Annotated in this window: 16 protein-coding genes and 1 pseudogene; 6 read left to right on the top strand and 11 right to left on the bottom strand. The window is 66.8% G+C overall.

Features of this window, described 5'->3' with window-relative positions; translation table 11 throughout:
- Positions 1-87, bottom strand: a pseudogene (locus WS68_RS28150) (UTP--glucose-1-phosphate uridylyltransferase); the annotation flags it as partial.
- A 103-nt stretch (positions 88-190) separates the two neighbouring features.
- The gene (locus WS68_RS25215; protein WP_059573429.1) at positions 191-3,058 is read right to left on the bottom strand and encodes a valine--tRNA ligase; all 2,868 of its coding nucleotides are present in this window, start codon (positions 3,056-3,058) and stop codon (positions 191-193) included.
- Between the two features lie 144 nt (positions 3,059-3,202).
- Here WS68_RS25215 and WS68_RS25210 point away from each other — a divergent pair, with 144 nt between their 5' ends.
- Both WS68_RS25210 and WS68_RS25205 read left to right on the top strand, forming a co-directional pair.
- Positions 3,203-5,557 (top strand): UvrD-helicase domain-containing protein, encoded by a 2,355-nt coding sequence (locus WS68_RS25210; RefSeq protein ID WP_059573428.1) that lies wholly within the window; start codon positions 3,203-3,205, stop codon positions 5,555-5,557.
- Between the two features lie 147 nt (positions 5,558-5,704).
- Positions 5,705-6,487: a 5'-methylthioadenosine/adenosylhomocysteine nucleosidase gene (locus tag WS68_RS25205; RefSeq protein ID WP_059573427.1), complete on the top strand. Its 783-nt coding sequence runs from the start codon at positions 5,705-5,707 to the stop codon at positions 6,485-6,487.
- A gap of 260 nt (positions 6,488-6,747) precedes the next feature.
- Here WS68_RS25205 and WS68_RS25200 read toward each other — a convergent pair whose 3' ends face one another.
- Positions 6,748-7,980, bottom strand: a complete 1,233-nt coding sequence (locus WS68_RS25200; RefSeq protein ID WP_059573426.1) for an MFS transporter — start codon at positions 7,978-7,980, stop codon at positions 6,748-6,750.
- Between the two features lie 515 nt (positions 7,981-8,495).
- On the opposite strand from WS68_RS25200, the gene WS68_RS25195 reads away from it, so the two are divergent.
- Positions 8,496-9,617 carry a Kelch repeat-containing protein gene (locus tag WS68_RS25195; RefSeq protein ID WP_059573425.1) on the top strand — a complete coding sequence of 374 codons (1,122 nt, stop codon included), beginning with the start codon at positions 8,496-8,498 and terminating at the stop codon, positions 9,615-9,617.
- Between the two features lie 524 nt (positions 9,618-10,141).
- Positions 10,142-10,729 (top strand): hypothetical protein, encoded by a 588-nt coding sequence (locus WS68_RS25190; RefSeq protein ID WP_156429672.1) that lies wholly within the window; start codon positions 10,142-10,144, stop codon positions 10,727-10,729.
- Between the two features lie 169 nt (positions 10,730-10,898).
- Here the strand turns inward: WS68_RS25190 and WS68_RS25185 are convergent, their stop codons facing one another.
- The 4 genes from WS68_RS25185 to WS68_RS25170 are packed head-to-tail and all read right to left on the bottom strand — an operon-like array spanning position 10,899 to position 15,872.
- Positions 10,899-11,780, bottom strand: a complete 882-nt coding sequence (locus WS68_RS25185) for an efflux RND transporter periplasmic adaptor subunit (protein WP_059573436.1) — start codon at positions 11,778-11,780, stop codon at positions 10,899-10,901.
- A 13-nt stretch (positions 11,781-11,793) separates the two neighbouring features.
- Positions 11,794-11,997 (bottom strand): DUF1656 domain-containing protein, encoded by a 204-nt coding sequence (locus WS68_RS25180; RefSeq protein WP_059573423.1) that lies wholly within the window; start codon positions 11,995-11,997, stop codon positions 11,794-11,796.
- The gene (locus WS68_RS25175) at positions 11,994-14,183 is read right to left on the bottom strand and encodes an FUSC family protein (protein ID WP_059573422.1); all 2,190 of its coding nucleotides are present in this window, start codon (positions 14,181-14,183) and stop codon (positions 11,994-11,996) included. Before WS68_RS25175 ends, WS68_RS25180 begins: the two co-directional genes overlap by 4 nt.
- Positions 14,184-14,201: 18 nt before the next feature.
- Positions 14,202-15,872 carry an efflux transporter outer membrane subunit gene (locus WS68_RS25170; RefSeq protein WP_059573421.1) on the bottom strand — a complete coding sequence of 557 codons (1,671 nt, stop codon included), beginning with the start codon at positions 15,870-15,872 and terminating at the stop codon, positions 14,202-14,204.
- A gap of 206 nt (positions 15,873-16,078) precedes the next feature.
- Between WS68_RS25170 and WS68_RS25165 the strand changes: the two genes are divergently transcribed.
- Both WS68_RS25165 and WS68_RS28580 read left to right on the top strand, forming a co-directional pair.
- Positions 16,079-17,020 carry a LysR family transcriptional regulator gene (locus WS68_RS25165; RefSeq protein WP_059573420.1) on the top strand — a complete coding sequence of 314 codons (942 nt, stop codon included), beginning with the start codon at positions 16,079-16,081 and terminating at the stop codon, positions 17,018-17,020.
- A gap of 180 nt (positions 17,021-17,200) precedes the next feature.
- On the top strand, positions 17,201-17,374 hold the full coding sequence (locus WS68_RS28580; protein WP_197419679.1) for a hypothetical protein: 174 nt from the start codon (positions 17,201-17,203) through the stop codon (positions 17,372-17,374).
- 114 nt (positions 17,375-17,488) lie between these two features.
- Here WS68_RS28580 and WS68_RS25160 read toward each other — a convergent pair whose 3' ends face one another.
- The 4 genes from WS68_RS25160 to wrbA are packed head-to-tail and all read right to left on the bottom strand — an operon-like array spanning position 17,489 to position 21,018.
- Positions 17,489-18,472, bottom strand: a complete 984-nt coding sequence (locus WS68_RS25160) for a metallophosphoesterase (RefSeq protein WP_059573419.1) — start codon at positions 18,470-18,472, stop codon at positions 17,489-17,491.
- A 37-nt stretch (positions 18,473-18,509) separates the two neighbouring features.
- A complete protein-coding gene (locus tag WS68_RS25155; RefSeq protein WP_059573418.1) occupies positions 18,510-19,931 on the bottom strand; it encodes an FAD-binding oxidoreductase in 1,422 nt (473 codons plus the stop codon).
- A gap of 41 nt (positions 19,932-19,972) precedes the next feature.
- On the bottom strand, positions 19,973-20,413 hold the full coding sequence (locus tag WS68_RS25150) for a DUF2069 domain-containing protein (protein ID WP_059573417.1): 441 nt from the start codon (positions 20,411-20,413) through the stop codon (positions 19,973-19,975).
- On the bottom strand, positions 20,410-21,018 hold the full coding sequence (wrbA, locus tag WS68_RS25145; protein ID WP_059573416.1) for an NAD(P)H:quinone oxidoreductase: 609 nt from the start codon (positions 21,016-21,018) through the stop codon (positions 20,410-20,412). The genes WS68_RS25150 and wrbA overlap by 4 nt, the downstream gene beginning before the upstream one ends.
- Positions 21,019-21,125 lie beyond the last annotated feature (107 nt).

Here is a 21,125-nt window from a genome sequence, read left to right as displayed (position 1 = left end):
CATTTCCTTCGGGCTCGCCTTGGTGGCGGGCAGGAATCGCGTGCCCAGACCCGCGACCGGGAAGACCGCCTTAGTGACTTTCAACATGATCGAACCCTTGTTCCTCTTTTGATTCCATTGAATCAAATGGTGATTGTTGCACGATAGCTGGCGCAAGCGACCTTACGGTTTGTTACGCCAGAATGCAGGATCAAGCCGGCAGACGAGCGAGTTGCGCGCTGAGCTTCGACAGCGTATTGCGAAACTCCGCGAGCCGCTTCTGCTCCTGTTCGACGACGGCGGGCGGCGCTTTCGCGACGAACGCCTCGTTGCCGAGCTTCGCATTGCATTTCACGATTTCTCCTTCGAGACGGGCAATCTCCTTCGACAAACGTTCGCGTTCGGCCGCGACGTCGATCTCGACCTTCAGCACCAGCTTGTTCTCGCCGACGATAGCAATCGGCGCGCCGTGCGCTTCGCTGTCGAGCGCCGCTTCATCGGCGAGCACGCGCACCTCGGAGAGCCGCGCGAGCGCCTGTACGTAAGGCGCGAACGCCGTGAGCCGAGCGACGTTGCCCGCCGCGAGCAGCGGCACTTTGGTCGCAGGAGAAAGATTCATCTCACCACGCAGATTACGACATGCATCGACCACTGCCTTCAGTTCGGCCGCCCACTGTTCGGAAGCCTCATCGATCTTTGCGGGCTCGGCGATCGGATACGGCTGAACCATCAGCGATGCGTCACCCTCGGCGCAGCCGGCGGGGTAGCGGCCCGCGAGCGGCGCGACCTTCTGCCAGAGCGCCTCGGTGATGAACGGGATCACCGGATGCGCAAGGCGCAGCACCGTCTCCAGCACGCGCAGCAGCGTGCGGCGCGTCGCGCGCTGCCGCTCGGGCGTGCCGTTCTGGATCTGCACTTTCGCGAGTTCGAGATACCAGTCGCAGTACTCGTCCCAAACAAATTTATAGATTGCGTTTGCGATATTGTCGAATCGGTAGTCGGCGAAGCCCTTCGCGATGTCCGCCTCGACCCGCTGCAGCAACGACACGATCCAGCGGTCAGCCGCGGAGAAATCCAGGTAGCCGCCGGGACCGCATTCGCCCGCGCCGCACGCTTGCGGTTTGTCGAAGCCGCAGTCGTGGCCCTCGCAGTTCATTAGCACGAAACGCGTCGCGTTCCACAGCTTGTTGCAGAAATTGCGGTAGCCTTCGCAGCGCGCGAGATCGAAATTCACGTTGCGCCCGAGCGTGGCCATCGACGCCATCGTGAAGCGCAGCGCATCGGTGCCGAACGCGGGAATGCCGTCGGGGAATTCCTTGCGTGTTTTCTTCTCGATGGTGGCGGCCTGCTTCGGATTCATCAGGCCCGTCGTGCGCTTCGCGACGAGCGCATCGAGGCCGATGCCGTCGACGATGTCGATCGGATCGAGCGTGTTGCCCTTGCTCTTGGACATTTTCTGGCCTTCGGCGTCGCGCACGAGGCCATGCACGTAGACCGTCTCGAACGGCACCTTGCCAGTGAAGTGCGTCGTCATCATCACCATCCGCGCGACCCAGAAGAAGATGATGTCGAAACCGGTGACGAGCACCGACGACGGCAGGAAATGCTTGAGTTCCGGCGTGTCGTTCGGCCAGCCGAGCGACGAGAACGGCACGAGCGCCGACGAGAACCACGTGTCGAGCACGTCTTCGTCGCGCTTGAGCGGCCCCGTGTAGCCCTTCGCGGCGGCCTGCTCGCGCGCGGCCTGCTCGCTCCTGGCGACGAACACCTCGCCGTTCTCGCCGTACCAGGCGGGAATCTGATGGCCCCACCAGAGCTGCCGCGAGATGCACCAGTCCTGGATGTTCTCGAGCCATTGGTAGTAAGTGGCCGTCCAGTTTTCCGGCACGAACTTGATCTGCCCGCTGCGCACGGCGTCGAGCGACACTTCGGTGATCGACTTGCCCGGATGGAATGTGTGTTGCGGCGCAGGCTTCGTCATCGCGACGAACCACTGGTCGGTGAGCATCGGCTCCAGCACGACGCCCGTGCGGTCGCCGCGCGGCACCATCAGCTTGTGCGGCTGCACGGCTTCGAGCAGGCCGGCTGCGTCGAGATCGGCGACGATCGCGCGGCGCGCGTCGAAGCGATCGAGGCCGCGGTACGGCTCGGGCGCGTTGTCGTTGATCTTCGCATCGAGCGTCAGCACGTCGATCATCGGCAGGTGGTGGCGCACGCCGACCTGGTAGTCGTTGAAGTCGTGCGCGGGCGTGACTTTGACGACGCCCGTGCCGAACTCGCGGTCGACGTAGTCGTCGGCGATCACCGGGATCTCGCGGCCAGTCAGCGGCAGCTTCACGCGCAGGCCGACGAGATGCGCATAGCGCTCGTCTTGCGGATGCACCATCAGCGCGACGTCGCCGAGCATCGTCTCGGGGCGCGTCGTCGCGACGCACAGGTGGCCCGAGCCGTCGGCGAGCGGATAGCGGATGTGCCACAAATGGCCGTTTTCCTCTTCGCTCGCGACTTCGAGATCGGACACCGCGGTCATCAGCACCGGGTCCCAGTTGACGAGCCGCTTGCCGCGATAGATGAGGCCCTGCTCGTACAGGCGCACGAACACCTCGCGCACGACTTCGGACATCGTGTCGTTCATCGTGAAGTACTCGCGCGACCAGTCGGTCGACGCGCCGAGGCGGCGCACCTGGCGCGTGATCGTCGAGCCGGACTGCTCCTTCCATTGCCACACGCGCTCGACGAACGCGTCGCGGCCGAGATCGTGGCGCGACACGCGTTGTGCATCGAGCTGGCGCTCGACGACGATCTGCGTCGCGATGCCCGCGTGATCGGTGCCGGGCACCCACAACGTGTTGTGGCCAAGCATCCGGTGATAGCGCACCAGCCCGTCCATGATCGTCTGGTTGAACGCGTGGCCCATGTGCAGCGTGCCCGTCACGTTCGGGGGCGGCAACTGGATCGAGAAGTCCGGGCGGTTGGGGTCGAGCGCGGGCGTCGCGTAACCGCGCTTTTCCCATTCCGGCCCCCAATGGGATTCGATTGTCTGGGGCTCGAAACTTTTCGCAAGCGTGCTGTCGCTCATGGTGGAAATTCGCCGAAAGATAGGGAAGATTGATGCGGAAACCCATCATTATAAATGGATGCGTATCGCGCCAAGCGGCGTCCCGCCGACTGCGATTTATAATGTCCGGCCCGCGCTCATGCCGTTTTTTTCGCTTCGTCCTCTATGCCCGATCTGCTCGCGAACCTGAACCCCGAACAACTCGCCGCCGTCACCTTGCCGAACGAGCCGGCGCTGATCCTCGCCGGGGCGGGCAGCGGCAAGACCCGGGTGCTGATCACGCGGATTGCCTGGCTGATCCAGCACGGCTATGCGTCGCCGCCGACCGTGCTTGCCGTCACGTTCACGAACAAGGCCGCGCGCGAAATGATGGCGCGCTTGTCGGCGATGATGCCGATCGACACGCGCGGGATGTGGATCGGCACGTTTCACGGCCTCTGCAACCGGATGCTGCGCGCGCACTACCGCGACGCGGGCCTGCCGCAGACGTTTCAGATTCTCGACACCGCCGACCAGCTTTCCGCGATCAAGCGGTTGATGAAGGCCGCGAACATCGACGACGAGAAATATCCGCCGAAGAACGTTCAATACTTCATCAACAACGCGAAGGAGCAAGGACTGCGCCCGGACAAGGTCGATGCGGCCGACAACTTCAACCGCAAGTTCGTCGAGCTTTACCACGCATACGAGCAGCAGTGCCAGCGCGAGGGCGTCGTCGATTTCGCCGAGCTGCTGCTGCGCTGCTACGAACTGCTCGCGCACAATCCGCCGCTGCGCGCGCATTATCAGGCGCGCTTCAAGCAGATCCTCGTCGACGAATTCCAGGATACGAACAAGCTGCAGTATGCGTGGCTCAAGCTGCTCGCGGGCGGTCAGAACGCGATCTTCGCGGTCGGCGACGACGATCAGTCGATCTACGCGTTCCGCGGCGCGAACGTCGGCAACATGCGCGACTTCGAGGACGAATTCCGCGTGCGCAACCTGATCAAGCTCGAGCAGAATTACCGCTCGCACGGCAATATCCTCGATGCGGCGAACCATCTGATCTCGCACAACGCGCACCGGCTCGGCAAGAATCTGCGCACCGACGCCGGCCACGGCGAGCCGGTGCGCGTCTACGAAGCCGCCACCGATGCGCAGGAGGCGGCGTGGATCATCGAGGAGATCCGCTCGCTCGTGAACACGGGGCTGGCGCGCAGCGAAATCGCGGTGCTGTACCGGAGCAACGCGCAGTCGCGCTCGATCGAGCATACGCTGATGACGGCGGGCATTGCGTACCGCGTGTACGGCGGCCTGCGCTTCTTCGAGCGGCAGGAGGTGAAGCACGCGCTCGCGTATCTGCGCCTCATCGACAATCCGAACGACGATACCGCGTTCGCGCGCGTCGTCAATTTTCCGACGCGCGGCATCGGTGCGCGCTCGATCGAGCAACTCGCCGACGCCGCACGTCTGTACGATTGCTCGATGGCCGCCGCGATTCCCTACGTGACGGGCAAGGCGGGCACGAGCCTGGGCGCGTTCGCGAACCTGATCGCGAAAATGCGCGCCGAGACCGCGCAGATGAGCTTGCCGGAGACGGTCGAATATGTAGTGCGGGCGAGCGGCCTCGCCGATTTTTATCAAGGCGAGCGCGAAGGCCAGGACCGCCTCGAAAACTTGCAGGAACTGGTGAACGCGGCCACCGCGTTCGTCGCCGAGGAGGGGTACGGGCTCGACACGCCCGCCCGTTCGATCCCGCTCAACGCGCGCGCGAGCGCGGCGCCGGAGCTGGCGCCGCCGGATGCGGGCGATGCGGTGCTCGAACCCGCAAGCCTGGCCGATCCGGCGCAGAACCCCGATGCGATGACGCCGCTCGCGGGTTTTTTGTCGCATGCGTCGCTCGAGGCGGGAGACAACCAGGCGCAGGCGGGTCAGGACGCGGTGCAACTGATGACGGTGCACGCGGCGAAGGGGCTGGAATTCACGGCGGTGTTCATCACCGGCCTCGAAGAGGGGCTGTTTCCGCACGAGAACAGCGCGCTCGAGTCCGATGGCCTCGAGGAGGAGCGCCGGCTGATGTATGTGGCGATCACGCGCGCGAAGGAGCGGCTTTATCTGTCGTTCGCGCAGAGCCGGATGTTGCATGGCCAGACGCGCTACAACATTCGCTCGCGCTTTTTCGACGAACTGCCGCAGCACGTGCTCAAATGGCTCACGCCGAAGGCCGAGGCAGGCGCGCGCTGGGGCGGCCGCTCGGACAACGCCGGCTGGGGGCGCGACTGGTTCGCGCGGCCGGGCGCGGCACGCGACAGCGTGGTCGACGCGGCGGTGTCCGCGCCGCTGCCCGCGTTCGCGAATCAACAGCGCGCGGCGGAGAACGGCTTCAGGATCGGCCAGCAGGTGTTCCACACGAAGTTCGGAGAGGGGACGGTGACGGCGCTCGAAGGCAGCGGCGCGGATGCGAAGGCGCAAGTCAAATTCAAGCGGCACGGCGAGAAGTGGCTCGCGCTCGCGGTAGCGAAGCTGCAGGCGGTCGAGTGAGCAGGCTGGCGTTTCGAATGGCCGCCGGCGATTTGGCGTTCCGGCGTGCCCGGCGTAGCCGGCACGGCCGCCGATTAGCCGCCACTCGCCCGCCACTCGCCCGAACGCCGTCGCGCCGGTCATGTGCCTCGCATGTCAGGAGATCGAATGAAGCAGTTTATGAACGCGGACCGGCCGCTCGGCATTCTTGCCGCGCTGCCGGAGGAACTGGGCGACCTCGTCGCCGCGATGCGCGCGGCCGGGCCTGTCGACGCGGTGCGGCTTGGCCAGCGCGATTATCACGTCGGGCTTGCATACGGCGTGCCGTGTGTCGTCACGCTCGCGCGCGTCGGCAAGGTCGCGGCGGCCGCAACCGCGAGCGCGCTGATCCATCGCTTCGGCGTGCGCGGGATCGTGTTTACGGGCGTGGCGGGCGGCGTCTCGCGTGACGTGTCGGTCGGCGACATCGTGGTGGCCGATGCGCTGCTGCAACATGATCTCGACGCGTCGCCGCTCTTTGCGCGTTTCGAGGTGCCGCTGCTCGGCGTGACGCGTTTTGCGGCCGACGCCGCGCTTGCCGGTGAATTGAAGGCGGCTTGTGAGCGCTTCGTGGCCGATCACGGCGCCGCGCTGAACGCGCGCTTCGGGCTGCGCGGCGCGCGCGTGCACGAAGGGCTGATCGCGAGCGGCGACCGTTTCGTGTCGAGCGACCGCGAGGTGAGCGTGCTGCGCGATGCGCTGCCGGACGCGTTGGCCGTCGAGATGGAGGGCGCGGCGCTCGCGCAGGTCTGCTATGAATACGGCGTGCCGTGTGCGATCGTGCGCACGATCTCCGATGTCGCCGACGATCACGCGAGTGCTTCATTTGTGACGTTTCTCGCCGATATCGCCAGCATGTATTCATCGGGGATTTTGCGGCAATTCCTGATCGCGCACGCGAACGGAATGTGATGCGCTGGCATGCGCGTCGGCGCGTGCCAGCATTGGGGCGCGGCGCATGAGCCGCCAAGCGTGATCGGCGGGCGACGCATGTCGGTTGCGGTGTTGCGCATCGGCGAAAACCGGGCATCGCAACCGGGGCGCCGAGCGGCGGCATTGAATCATGCAAGGGGGAGGCGGCGCATCGCGAACGCGGCAGGCGCCACCAAGGCCGCCCCTGGCCACCTCACATTGGGCGCGGCTGCCGCCACCCGCGCGCTTCGCGCCGCCGCTTACGTGCCGCGCCGGCTGCGCCGCATGCTGCTTTCGAGATCCGGCAGAAACACCGTCAACACGCCGATCAGCGGCAGGAACGAGCAGACCTTGTAGACGAACGCGATGCTCGTCACGTCGGCAAGCTGGCCGAGCACCGCTGCGCCGACGCCGCCCAGGCCGAACGACAACCCGAAGAACAGGCCGGCGACCGTGCCGACCTTGCCGGGAATCAGCTCTTGTCCGTAGACGATGATCGCCGCGAACGCCGATGCGAGCACCACGCCGATCACGATCGTCAGCACCGTGGTCCAGAACAGGTTCGCGTATGGCAGCAGCAACGTGAACGGCGCGACGCCGAGAATCGATACCCAGATCACGTACTTGCGGCCGATCCGGTCGCCGACCGGCCCGCCGATCAGCGTGCCTGCCGCGACGGCGGCGAGGAACACGAACAGGTGGATTTGCGCGGCCTGCACGCTCAGATGAAACTTGTCGATCAGATAGAACGTGAAGTAGCTGTTCAGGCTCGCGAGATACAGATATTTCGAGAACACCAGCATCACGAGCACGCCGAGCGCAAGCGCGACCCGGCGCGGCGGCAGCGTTGCGGGCGATGCTTGCGCGGCTTTTCTCTTCGATGCCGGATGGCGCTTGTACCAGCGGCCGATCTGCGTGAGCACGACGATCGCGACGAGCGCCGCGGCGGAGAACCACGCGATGCTGCGCTGGCCGTGCGGGATCACGATCAGCGCGGCGAGCAGCGGTCCGAGCGACGAACCGGCGTTGCCGCCCACCTGGAACAGCGATTGCGCAAGCCCGTGTTGACCGCCCGAGGCCATGCGCGCGACCCGCGACGATTCCGGATGAAACACCGACGAGCCGCAGCCGACGAGCGCGGCGGCGGCGAGCAGCAGCGGAAAATTCGGTGCGACCGACATCAACAGCAGGCCGGACAGCGTGAAGCCCATGCCGATCGGCAGCGAGTACGGTTGAGGCCGCTTGTCGGTATAGCTGCCGATGATCGGCTGCAGCAGCGACGCGGTGATCTGATAGGTCAGCGTGATCAGGCCGATTTGCGTGAACGACAGCGAGAACGTCGCTTTGAGCATCGGATAGATCGCGAGGATCAACGACTGGATCATGTCGTTGAGCAGATGCGCGAAGCTGATGGCACCGAGCACCGGATAGACGGTGCGCGCGGCGGCAGCGCGCACCGGGGCGGTGGGACGATGGTCGAGGCTGGTTTGCATGGTGATTCGGCGGTCTCTGAAGGGGCGCCGCGTGCATCGCTGCCGCGTGCGATTCGTTGAATGTGTCGTCGGAGTGTAATGTGGCTTATGGCGAATGTCAGGCCAACTTTTGTCGCAAACCGGACAAATCTGGGTAAGCCAGGGATAGGTCCGGGGGCGCGGGTCGGGCAGCGGCCGTTCGGGCCGAACGGCCAATCATCGCTCGCGGGCGGCGCAGCGGTGAGAAGGTATCGGGGGACGGCGGCGTGGCCGCGCTGGGCGCATGAGTTGATCCGCTAAAGACGCCCGATCAGAGCGCGCGGCGGCACGGCGCGGAATGGAAAGCGCGGCACGCAAAGGAGGCCAGAAATGGGTAAAAGGAACGGTTCCGCGCTCCGACGCTGAGGGGGCAGGTGCAGCCGGGGTTCCCCTTTACGCTCGGAGGGCGGCGTTCGGCGTCCGCCAATGAAGGTGCGTGGTGCCCTGGTGTGGCACCGAGCGATTACCGGACCCCGCCCTCACTCAGGAGAAACGCGATGAATCCCCAAGAAACGCCTCAGGCGCTGCAAGCTCATCTGCGACGCAGACTCGAGACATTCGCCGCCCACGCGGGCGCAACGGTCAATGCCGGCGCAAACCGCGTAGAGCCCCCAGCGCCGGGCCGCTGGGTATGCGCCGGCACGCTGGGAGAGCCGGGCGCCTATGGCAACTATCAGGCGGTATATCTGAAAAACGGCAAGATACTGGCGGTTGCCGGCAACGCGTATCAAGGCGACCCCGACCAGGCGCAGTGGGTTCCGGCCGGCAACTTTCCGCAGGGCGCATTCTTGACCGGTGGCCTGACTTCATTGCGGGACGGCACGGCGCTGGCAATCGGCTTCGACCGCACGGCGATGCAGTTCCGGGGCATTGTTTACGATCCCGCGAGTCCCTCCGATAGCGCGTGGCAGTTCACCGGCTATCTGACCGAAGCACGCAGGGATTTCGCCCTGGCCTTGTTGCACGATGGTAAAGCGCTCGTGGCGGGCGGCGTGCATACGCATTACCTCGCGTCAGCCGAACTCTACGACCCGGTTTCGATGCAATGGCACGCCACGGTGCCGATGGCGGTTGCCAGGGCGAGCGCCACGGCAGCTTGCCTGCGGCACGGCGCAGCCGTTTTGGTTGCCGGCGGGATGACGCAAAGCGGCGATACCCTGCAATCGGTGGAGCGGTACGATGCCGATCCGGTCTCGCCAAAATGGACGACTGTCGCGCCGATGACGCACCCGCGCCAGGGTGCCAGCGCGATCGTTCTGGCTGACGGCAAGGTCGTGGTGGCGGGCGGCGTCCCGGCGAGCGGCACGCTGGAAGTATATGACCCGGACGGCGACCGTTGGGAAGCGCCCGTCCCGTTGAAGTACGGCAGGCTTTACTATCCCGCGATGGCAATCGTGGACGGCGGAAAAGTACTGATCGCGGCTGGCGGGAACGACAAAGCCGCTGAAATATACGATCCGGTGAAGGGCGAGTCGCAGCCGGCGGCCTCGATGAGTGAGCTGCGGTATTTCCCTGGGTACTGCTCGACGAAAGGCGGCAGCCTTGTCGTACTTGGGGGGCTCGATCCGACGCAGAATTACCGGCCGCTCGACACCGCCGAACGATTCATCGCCGAATAAGCGCCGCCGCTTCTTCCTGCCTGGCCGGTCGTGCAGGCGGCGCCGGCCAGGCTCGCTTCCCTATTTTCCATTCCGCGCCCGAAATCATTGCGCCTGATGATCACGCTCGGGCCTTGATTCCGCCAAGCCGTCATCGGACGGGCGGCGCTTGCGCCACGCGGGCTTTTCGCCGATGCGCGGGCTGTTGCGTGTATGGCGCAAATCGAAAAGTCAGACCATTGCATCATGCCCCCTGTCTTTTTAATTTTCACGGTGACGTCATCATGCGCAGTTCCCTTAATTTTTCCGCTGGCCAATCGACGCCTGCCGCCTTAAGCCCTGCCGACGGCACTTCCGGGCACAACGCCGGGGGTTCAGGCTCAGCCCCCGCGCGCGGGGCGGGGAGCCAGCAGAATGCGGCAGGTGTGCCGCCTCAGGCTGCTCAGGCGGCGCGCATATCCGGCCCTGGGCGGGCTTCGTCTCCCACGGATGCCGCCGCGCTGGCGGGGCTGCGCGGGCCGCGCCCTGGGCCATCTGGCGAGCAGGTGACGCAACGCAATCTGGAAGCGTTCAAGCGGCGGGTGGATCAGCTACATCAAGACGTGCGGCGGCAGGCGGGGCAACTGTTGTCGCAGCCCGAATTGGCCGCCGATTTCATGGCAAGCTCTGCCGACGGCACCTCCGGGCATAACGCCGGGGGGGCAGGCTCCGCCCCCGCGCGCGGGGCGGGGAGTCAGCAGAATGCGGCAGGCGTGCCGCCTCAGGCTGGCCAGGCGGTGCGCATATCCGGCCCTGGGCGGGCTTCGTCCCCTACGGCTGCGTTTGCGCAGGCGCCCGGGCCGCGCCCTGGGCCATCCGGCGAGCAGATGGCGCAACGCAATCTGGAAGCGTTCAAGCGGCAGGTGGATCAGCTACATCAAGACGCGCGGCGGCAAGCGGGGGCGCCGTTGCCCCAACCCGAATTGATGGCCGATTTCATGATTTCGGTCGGTCAGGGGCGAGGGCGGATAAGCCGGGAGGCTTTCGCAATGAAACACGGTATTTCCACGCATTTCGCCAAAACCATCGGAAACGAGGATGGTACGTTGACGCAATTCGGGCGACGGCTGCTGCGGAACGATTCGTCCGAATAAGCGATGCGTTTGCGAGCGTTTTGCAGGCGCTCATGCCGAACCGGCGCGACGCGCGGTGATCGGGCATCGAGCGGGCGCCCCCGATGTCGGGCCGAGGCGATCCGGCCGGCCCGGTTCCGCGCGGCGCCGCGGCAGCGGCGCGCGTGCGCAATGGGTCCCGGCCGGCTTCTCAGGATTTCTTCTGCCGGCCGCCGTCGGGCTCGACGATCACCGTGCAGGTCGTGCCGGCCGACAGCACGAGATCCTTCGGCACCTCGTCGATATGGATGCGCACCGGCACGCGCTGCGCGAGCCGCACCCAATTGAACGTCGGATTCACGTCGGCGACGAGATCGCGGCTTTGCGGGTTGTCGCGGTCGTAAATCCCGCGCGAAATGCTTTCGACGTGGCCTTTCAGCACTTCCCCGCTCATCAGCCGCATCTGCGCCTTCGCGCCGATCTTCACGTGCGGCAGCTTGGTTTCCTCGAAGTAGCCGTAGACCCAGAACGAATGGCTGTCGACGATCGCGAGCTTCGCTTGGCCGGCGTTCGCGTAATCGCCCTTGAACACCTGTAGATTCGTCACGTAGCCGTCCACCGGCGCGATCACGCGCGTGCGCTCCAGATTGAGCTTCGCGGCGTCGAGCGCGGCGAGCGCCTGCTGGTACTGCGCCTCGGCGCTCGATGCGGTGTGCGCGGCGTTCTCGCGGCTTTCCTTCGATACGACGAGCGCGTCGAGATCCGCGCGGCGCGCCGCGTCGTCGCGGCGCATCTGCAACTCGGCGTGGCGGGCGGCGACGGCGGCCTGCGCCTGCTCGACCGCGATCTGGTAGTGCGACGGGTCGATCTGCATGATCAGCTCGCCTTTCCTCACGAACTGGTTGTCACGCACCGGCAGCTCGACCACCGCGCCCGACACGTCCGGCGCGACGTTGACGATCTCGGCGCGCACGCGCCCGTCGCGGGTCCACGGCTCGTCCATGTAATGGACCCACAGCGCGCGCCCGATCAGGATCGCGACGATCAGGATGGCGGCTGTCGCGACAAAGCCGAAAAGTTTTCGCAAAAGCATGGTTCGATTCATATCAACGATAGACGGCGAGACTGAGCGCCCCGCAAATGCAGACGAGCAGGCTGGCCCGGAACAGCGACGGGTGCCAGACGACGCGGTAGAGCCCGGTGTACGCGAGCAGGCGGTCGAGCAACCAGGTCGCGAAGCCGCCGATGACGAACATCAGCACGACAGTCGGGAGGTACGCGTCAAATATCGCGAGGTCGCGCGGCATCATGATGAAGCTCCTTCGGCGGGTGGAACGGGCGCGCCGCCAAGCGCGGCGAGCGGCGATTCGGGGTCGAGCAGCGCGGTGCGCACGAAATGCAGGTAGGACAGGATGCGCTGCAATTGATGGCGCGTCTCGCGCGGCGGCGCGAACGTGGCGAGCGCCTGCTGGGCCGCGGCGATCGCGTCGACCGTCGCGGCGAGCGCCGCGTCCAGGCGCGCCGGCGCGGGCCGCGAGAACAGCGCGGCGAGCGCGTCGCGCGCGGCGTCGATCGCGCGCCGCCACGGCATTGTCGGCGCATAGCGCGGATCGTCCGGCAGCGCCGCGAGCGTCTCGCGCAGGTCGATCACCGCATTGCCGGTTTCGAGCACCGCGAACATCCAGCGCAACGCTTCGCGCTGCGCGCCCGGCTGATCGGCCGACAGCGCGTGCGCCTGGAACATCAGGTCGCGCGCGCCGCTCTCGAAGCGCGAGCGCAGGCCGGCAAGGCGCGCATGGCAGGCGGCCACCACCTGGTGGCGCAGGTCCGCGAACAAGCGCTTCTTGAGCCACGGCGCGCTCGGCGGAAACAGCACCGCAAATGCGATTGCCGATACGATCATCGACAGCACGAGCGCGATTGCATCGTTCATGAAGCCGACCGGATCGTAATGCGTGAGGTTTTCCGGGCCGGCGAGCGTGCAGAAGAAAATCAGATAGCCGGCGCCGACGCCCGCGTATTTCGGCGAGATCGACATGAACACGCCGGGCAGCAGGAACGGCGCGAGCGACACGCACAGCAGCACGAAGCCGTCGATGTGCGGATAGACGCCGAACATCAGGGCGAAGCCCGTGATCACCGCGAATGCCGTGCCGATCGCCATTTGCGCGGCCATCTTCGTCGGCTGCGGCGACGACGACGCGAGCGCGCACACGGCCGCCGAATTCAGCACGAGCGTCACGCCGCTCGGCCACGCGCTGTAGATCCAGAACACGCTGAGCAGCAGCATCACGGCGGCGGTGCGGATGCCCGCGATCAGCGCGGCCGTCGCGTTCGTGCGCGGCTCGTAGCGCTCGATCCAACGCTCGCGCTCGTGCGTGCTCGCGGCGAGCGAGCCGTAGGTGGCCGCATACGCGTGCAGATCCGTGATGAAGCGGTACAACAGCTCGGCCGCGGTATCGAAATCGAGCAACGCGGCGTCCGGTTGCGTCTCGAGCGTGGCGCGCGTCGCGCGAATCCGGCGCGGCAGCGCGTCGCGGTACGCGAGCAGTTGTTCGGCTGCGAACACGGCGTCGGCCGCCGTGCGCACGTGTTCGCCGTTGCGTGACAGCAGCGGCGCGATCTCGCGGAAATACGGCTCGAGCGCGTCGACGGCCGGCGCGTTGGCCGCGTGCAGCCGGTTCATCAATTGATGCAGCGCGTGAAAGCGGCTTGCCGCCGTCATGAATTCGCTGTTCAGCCGCGACAGCCGGCCGCTCCTCATCCGGGTGTCCGGGTTTTCGAACACGGCGATGCTGCGCGCCGCCTCGAAGCCGACCACGTCCGCGACGAAGCGCGTGTGGACGCTCTCGATCTTCGAACGATCGAGCGTGCCCGCGAGCGTCGACGCGACGTAGTCGACGAACGCGCCGAAGCGCTGGCGCACGGTGGTGCGCATCTGCTCGCCGGCGTAGCGCGGAAACACCAGCGCGCTGACGATGCCGGCCGACAGAATGCCGATCGAGATTTCGGACACGCGCGTCATCGCGGTCATGAACGCGCCGCCGGGCGCCTGCGACGCGGGCAGGCCGATCAGCGCGGCGGTGTAGCCGGCGAGCAGAAAGCCGTAGCTGCGGAAATTGCGGTTGCGCGCGGCGCCCGCCGTGCAGAGCGCGACCCACAGCGCGACCGCGAGCACGAACAGCAGCGGCTGCTGCGGAAACAAGCCGACGAGCGTGAGCGTCGCGCTCAAGCCGACGAATGTGCCGATCAGCCGGTAGAAGCTTTTGGCGAACACCGCGCCGCTTTGCGGCTGCATCACGATGAACACGGTCGTCATCGCGGTTTTCGGCGCGGGCAGGTCGAGCACCATCGACACGCCGAGCGCGAGGAACGCGGCAGCGAGCGCTTTCGCGAGATAGAGCCATGCGGCGCCGTCGGTGCGCGCCCAGTCGCTCATCGCGTTGGCGAGCGAGGCGGCGGACGATGCGGTGGAGGCGGCTGGGGCGGCGGACATGATCGGCTGGCTCCGTGATCAGGGCGCCGCGGTTGCGGCGGGCGGCGTGAGCGGCGCGCGCATTGCGGCAGCGGACGCGGGCGTGGCCGTGGGTATACGGGCGGCGAGCATGGCGGACCTGGCGGATACAGCCGATGACGTTGCCGCCGGCATCGCGGACGCCGGGGCCGCCGTCGTCGGCGTGGCTGCCGGCGCTTGCGGCATCGCGGCTGACGCCGCAGCCGCCGGATCCGCGACCGCATTCGCCGCAGGCGCGCTGCCGTCGCCGTCGCCGTCGCCGTCGCGCGCCGCGTCGCCCTGCGGCTCGATTCCGCCGCCGAGCGCGACCATCAGCGACGCATGCGCGGCGAGCCGCTGCGCGTCGATGCGCGTCTGGTTCTCCTGTGCGCTCAGCAACTGGCTTTGCGCGAGCAGCACGTTCACGTAATCGGTCAGGCCGCGGCTGAAGCCGGTATGTGACAGATCGTAGGTGCGCCGCGTGAGCGCAACCGCGCGTGCCGCATCCTTGCGCTGGGTGTCGAGCGAGCGCAGCCGCACGATGCTGTCGGCGATATCCTTCAGCGCGCCGACGAGCGTCTGGTTGTACTGCTCGACCGCCATGTCGTAGCCCGCGGCCGCCGCGCCGAGCTGCGCGCGCAACCGGCCGCCCTCGAAGATCGGCAGCGTCAGCGCCGGGCCGGCGGACCAGCCGCCGTTCATCGCGCGCAGAAAGGTGGTGAACGCGCCGCCGACGGCCAGGCCGCCGAGCGATGCGATCAGGTTGACGTTCGGGTAGAACGCGGCCTTCGCGATGTCGATGCCGCGCGCCTGCGCATCGACCGTCCAGCGCGCGGCGACGACGTCCGGCCGCCGGCCGATCAATTCGGCCGGCAACGCGGACGGCAGCCCCGCGCGCGCATTCAGCGCGAGCGTGGGCCGCGTGAGCGCGTCACCCGCGCCCGGGCCCTTGCCCGCGAGCGCGGCGAGCTGATGGCGGCCAAGCTGGATCGCCTCCTCGTAGCTGTCGATCTGCCGCGCGTAGTCGGGCAGCGGCGCTTCGGCCTGGCTGACTTCGAGCTGCGTGCCGATGCCCGCTTGTAGACGCTGGCGCGCGAGCGTGGCGAGTTCGTGCTGGCGTTCGTAGGCCGCGTGCGCGATGTCGAGCAGCGCGTAATTCTTCGCGAAATCGATATAGGCGAGCGCCACGTGCGCCTCGATCGCGAGTTGCGCGGCGCGCGCGTCGGCTGCTCTCGCGTGCGCCGCGTCGAGCGCGCGCTGCGTGTTGTTCTTGTCCTCGCCCCACAAGTCGACGTGATACGACAGGTTGAGTCCGCCCGTATTGTTCCAGGTGTTCGAATCGGCAAGCGGGCCGGGACCGTAATAGACGTTGTCCGGCCAGTGCTGGCGCATCAGCGACAGCGAGCCGTTGAGTTGCGGCAGTTCGCCCGCGTGCGCTTCGCGCACCAGCGCCTGTGCCTCGCGCACGCGCGCCTGGGCGGCCGCGAGCGACGGGTTGCCGGCGAGCGCCGCGGCGATCCATGTATCGAGCTGAGGGTCGCCATACGCATGCCACCAATCGGCCGCGGGCCAGCCCGCGTCGCGCTCGGCCGCGGCGATCGCGGTGCCCGCGTCAAGCAGCGCCGGATCGAGCCGTTTTGCCTGAGGGGCCGCGTCTCCCATGCTCGCACAACCGGTCATTATTAATGACATTGCAAGAACCGACAGTGCAAGCGCCCCATTTGTCGCCGGAGACCGCACGATTTTCTCCCTTTTGAATAAAGATGAGTCGTGCGAGATTATATTTTTTTGCGAATTCTAGAATAAGCCAACAAGAGTGCAACGCATTCTTACGGAATCCGAGATAATATTGTTGGGCGTATGTGCAACAATCTGGCCGGATTCGATAGGGAAACACCATGGATACGCTCCAAAACATGCGTGTGTTCGTCCGTGTGGTTGATGCGGGCAGCTTCACGGCAGCAGCGCAGCAGCTCAATACGACGACGGCCTACGCGTCGCGGGCGGTCTCCGATCTGGAAGCGCATCTGCGCACGCGCCTGCTGAACCGGACGACTCGCCGCATCGCGCTTACCGAGGCGGGCGAGCGCTATCTGCAACGCTGCGAGCAGATCCTCGCGTATGTCGAGCAGGCCGAGGCGGAGGCAAGCGACGCGCACGCGCGCCCGTCCGGCAAGCTGAAAGTCCATTGCATGACGAGCCTCGGTCAGCATTACACGGTGCCTGCCGTGTCGCGCTACCAGCGGCGCTATCCCGACGTCCACGTCGATTTGACGCTCGCGCAGCGCTTTCCCGATCTGCTCGAGGAGGGCTTCGACGTGTCGCTCGTGGTCGGCCGCGATCTGCCGGATTCGGGGCTCGTGTCGCAGCGGCTCGGCGTGACGTTCAGCGTCGTATGCGCGTCGCGCGCGTATCTCGACAAGCACGGCGCGCCGCAACGCCCGCAGGATCTCGCGAGCCACGTGTGCCTTGCCATGGTCGCGCCGGGTTTGTACTGGGACGAATGGAAGCTGACGGGGCCGAATGGCGACGAAGCCGTCACGCTGGCGTCGCCGCCGTTTCGCGTCAATGTCGCCGAGGCGCTTGCGGCCGGCGTGCGCGAAGGAATGGGAATCGGCGTGCTGCCGCTTTATTCGGCGATCGCCGGGCTGCGCAACGGCGACTTCGTCCGCGTGATGCCCGAATACCGGTCGCACGTGATGAACATCTATGCGCTATATGCTTCGCGCCAATATCTCGACGCGAAAATCCGCACGTGGGTCGATTTTCTGCGTGACGAACTGCCGTCGGTTCTCGAAGCCGACGAGGCCGAACTCGAACGATTCACCATTCAAACCTGAATGCCGAATGCGCGCGCGAAACAAGTAAAAAAAGGCAAAAGGGCAATTCATGCTGCCGATCGGCGGAATTGACCGTGTTTGACGCTGGCGCAACATTTTTTAACGGTCGTTCGGCAATGGGTTTGCTACTGTCTTTTTTAGGCACTCGTTCAACACATTCGACGAATCGGGGAGAAATCGATGAATACGCAACTGCTGATGGGCCTGGGCGCGCTCGCACTGCTCGGCGTGGTGGGCGTTGCCGCATCGCGCGGGTTGCTGCGCGCGCTCGATGCGCAAATGCGCCGTGCGCCGGTGCCGGTGCCGGTGCGTGCGCGCCGCGTGCACCGCGACGGCCGGCGGACCGTGCTGTGAGCGGCATCGCTTCGCGTTGCGGCGAACGCGGCTTTCGCCGCTGCGAGCGCGGTTCCCGCCGAGGCGTGCGTCGCGCTTACCGACGCATTCACCGCCGTGCGCTGAATGTGCGGGTTATCCGAGCGTGACGACTTTGTTCCATTCGAACGCCGGGTTTTCGTGCTCGCCGGTACGCCGGCTCACGTAGCCGTGCGGGTTGCAGACGACGCGCGTGCCGTTTGCCGTCGTGTAGTCGAAGGATGTGTGCGTGTGGCCGTGAATCCATAGAGAGACGGGCGGCCGCACGAGCGCGGGGAGATCATTGACGAAGCCGGACGACACGAGATCGCCGGCGTAGCGGGCGGCAAGGCTCGCGCGGTGGGGCGCATGATGCGTGACGACGATCGTTGCGCCTGCCCACGGCTTCGCGAGTTCGTGCTCGAGCCAGGCGTGCGCCGTGCGGTGCAGCGCCAGCGCGTCGCGCGGCGTGAAACCGCGGGGATGCGGCGCGGCGGCGGCGGGCGGCGGCGTGGCGCCGGAAGCGGTCGCGACGGATGCGCTCGGATGGAGCGTGCCGGGAACGCGGGCGATTGCCGGCGCGGCGGCCGTATCCGTGCCCGGCGGCTGCCGAGCGGCAAGCTTCGCGCCGGCCATGCGTTCGGCGCCGGGCGGCGTGCCGTCCGCGCCGTCCGGCCAGTCCACCTGAATCAAGCCCCTGAAATCGAGCATCGCGCGCTCGCAAGCGGCGATCGCCTGCGCGAGCGTATCGGCGTCGGTGCCGAACAGCCCGAAATCGGTCCAGAGTGTTGTGCCGAGCACCCGGAAGCGCCCGGCGGGGTCGATATACGTATCGTTGTTCAGATAGTGCACGTGATCGAGCGCCGATGCGGTATCGCGCATCGCGGTTTCGAGCGCGCCGAATTCGCCGTCGTAGTACTCGTGATTGCCGGGCACGTAGACGATTGGCACGTCGGGGGCAAACGTCCGGGCCGCCCAACGCAAGCCTTGCGCATGATTATGAATATCGCCCGCGAGGACGACGAGATCCGCGTGCGCGAATGGGATCGCGTCGGGCTCATGGTGTTCGAGATGCAGATCGGACAGCACGCGGATCTTCACGGGCGGCTCCTTCGCGGCGCGGCGCCGACGCGTCGCGTCAGTGCAGCACCTTGCCGGGGTTCATCAGGTTCAGCGGATCGAGCGCGGCTTTCAGCGCGCGCATCATGTCAATTTCGACCGCCGGCTTGTAGCGCTGCGCGTCGTCGATCTTGAGCTGGCCGATACCGTGCTCGGCGCTGATCGTGCCATGGTACTGATGGACGTTGTCGTAGACGATCCGGTTGATCGGCGCTTGATACTCGGCGAGAAAGTTCTTCGGATCGCCGCCTGCGGGCGCCTGCACGTTGTAGTGCAGGTTGCCGTCGCCCAGATGGCCGAACGTGACCATTCGCGAGCCGGGCGCGGCGGCCTGGATCGCCGCGTCGGTTTCGTCGATAAAGCGCGCGATCGCCGAGATCGGCAGCGCGATGTCATGCTTGATGTTGAGCCCTTCGTCGGCCTGCGCGAGCGGGATGTGCTCGCGCAGATCCCAGAACGCGCGCGACTGCGCGAGATTTTCGGCGACCACCGCGTCGACGACGAGCCCGGCCTCGAACGCGTCTTCCATCATCTTCTCGAACAACGCCCGCGCGTGCGCTTCGCTCTCGTTGTCGGACAGTTCGAGCAGCACGGTCTGCGGGTGCGGTGCGTCGAACGGGTAGCGCAACTGCGGATAGTGCTGGCCGACGAGGCGCATGCAGAAATCCGACATCAGCTCGAAACCCGTCAGCAGCGGGCCGGCTACGCGCTGCGCGAGCGCGAGGAAGTCGATCGCCGCGTGCGGCGAGTCGAGCGCGGCAAGCGCGGTGACCTGCGCGGCGGGGCGCGGATGCAGCTTCATCACGGCTGCCGTAATGATGCCGAGCGTGCCTTCCGCGCCGATGAAGAGATCGCGCAGATCGTAGCCGGTGTTGTCCTTGCGCAGCCCGCGCAGGCCGTCCCAAATTTCGCCTTGCGGCGTCACGACCTCGAGCCCGAGGCACAGCTCGCGCGTGTTGCCGTAGCGCAGCACCGCGGTGCCGCCCGCATTCGTCGCGAGATTGCCGCCGATCGTGCAGCTTCCCTCGGCGGCGAGGCTCAGCGCGAACAGGCGGTCGGCCTGCTGCGCGCACGCCTGCACGTCGGCGAGGATCACGCCGGCTTCGACGGTGATCGTATTGTTGTACGGATCGAGCGCGCGCACGCGGTTCAGGCGCGCCAGGCTCAGCACCGCTTGCTGGCCGCTCGTGTCGGGCGTCGCGCCGCCGGCGAGCCCGGTGTTGCCGCCTTGCGGCACCAGCGCGACGCGATGCGCGAGCGCGAGCTTGACGATCGCCGCGACCTCGGCGGTGTTCGCCGGGCGCAGTACCGCGCACGCCGCGCCTTGATAGCGGCGGCGCCAGTCGGTGAGGAATGCGGCGGTATCGTGCGCATCGGTCAATACATGGTCCGCGCCGATTGCGTCGCGGCAGGCGTCGATGAAAGCGGAGGAGGCGGTCATGGCGATGGTTCGAACTCGAAAGAGGGACGCGGTCGAGGAAATCAGGAGCGCGGGCGGCGTGGCGCGGGCGGCTGGGGTGCGGCGGGTTGCCCGCTCGGATCGGCGGCCTGTTTTGCCGCTTGCTTCGCGACGCGCTTGAACGGCGCGACGTACACGAGCGCCGCGCCGAAAAAACCGAGCGCGAGCGCGGCCTCGGCCCAGCCGAGCCAGGCGGACAGCCCGCCGTCCGTCATCCCGCGCACGATGCCTTCCGCAAGATAGATCAAAATCAGCATCGACGCCCACTGCAGCGTATAGACATTGCGCCGCCATACGCCGGGCAGCGCGAGCGCGAGCGGCACGGCCTTGAGCATCAGCGCGGAGCCGCCGGGGCGCAGCGGTGCGAGCCAGGTCTCCCATGCGACGCACAGCGCGATCAGCAACGCCGCGCATAGCGCGGCAGCGCGCGCCGCGCGCGGGTTGGCCGCCGCGCGCGCGCTCATGCCGATGCCGCGTCGAGCCGCGCCGCGATGCGCGCGAGCCGTGCGCCGAGCGCGATCGCGAGCGTTTTTTCGTCGGCGGAGATAGACGCGTGCACGGCGTCGGCGGCGCGCGCGAAGTGCGACGCGCCATACGGCGTGCCGCCCGTCTGCGTGACAGTCAGCGTGCTTTCGGTGTACGGGATGCCGACGATCAGCATCCCGTGATGGAGCAGCGGCAGCATCATCGACAACAGCGTCGATTCCTGGCCGCCGTGCAGGCTGCCCGTGGACGTGAACACGCATGCCGGCTTGCCCGCGAGCGCGCCCGAGAGCCACTGCGGCGTCGTGCCGTCGAGAAAGTACTTGAGCGGCGCGGCCATATTGCCGAAACGGGTTGGCGAGCCGAGCGCGAGGCCCATGCACTCGTCGAGATCGCGCGGCTCCGCATACGGGGGGCCGTCGTCGGGAATGTCGGGCTGGGTGGCTTCGCAGAGAGTCGACACCGGCGGCACGGTGCGGATGCGCGCCTGCATGCCGGGCACGCCGTCGATGCCCGTCGCGATCGCGCGCGCGAGTTCGCGCGTCGCGCCGTGACGGCTGTAATAGAGCACGAGGATGTCTTTCATAGGCCTCTTGAATGAGCGGCTATTATAGGGGCTGAAGCTGCCGCGCCGCGTGGGGGTTTGCCCCGCCGCGCGGCATAGGCCGTTCCCAAGTCGCAATAGGAGAGTCC

The sequence above is a fragment of the Burkholderia sp. TSV86 genome (assembly GCF_001522865.1).
GTDB lineage: Bacteria > Pseudomonadota > Gammaproteobacteria > Burkholderiales > Burkholderiaceae > Burkholderia.
The sequence above is the reverse complement of the archived record's forward strand: the minus strand, read 5'-3'. Positions and strand labels throughout refer to the sequence as shown.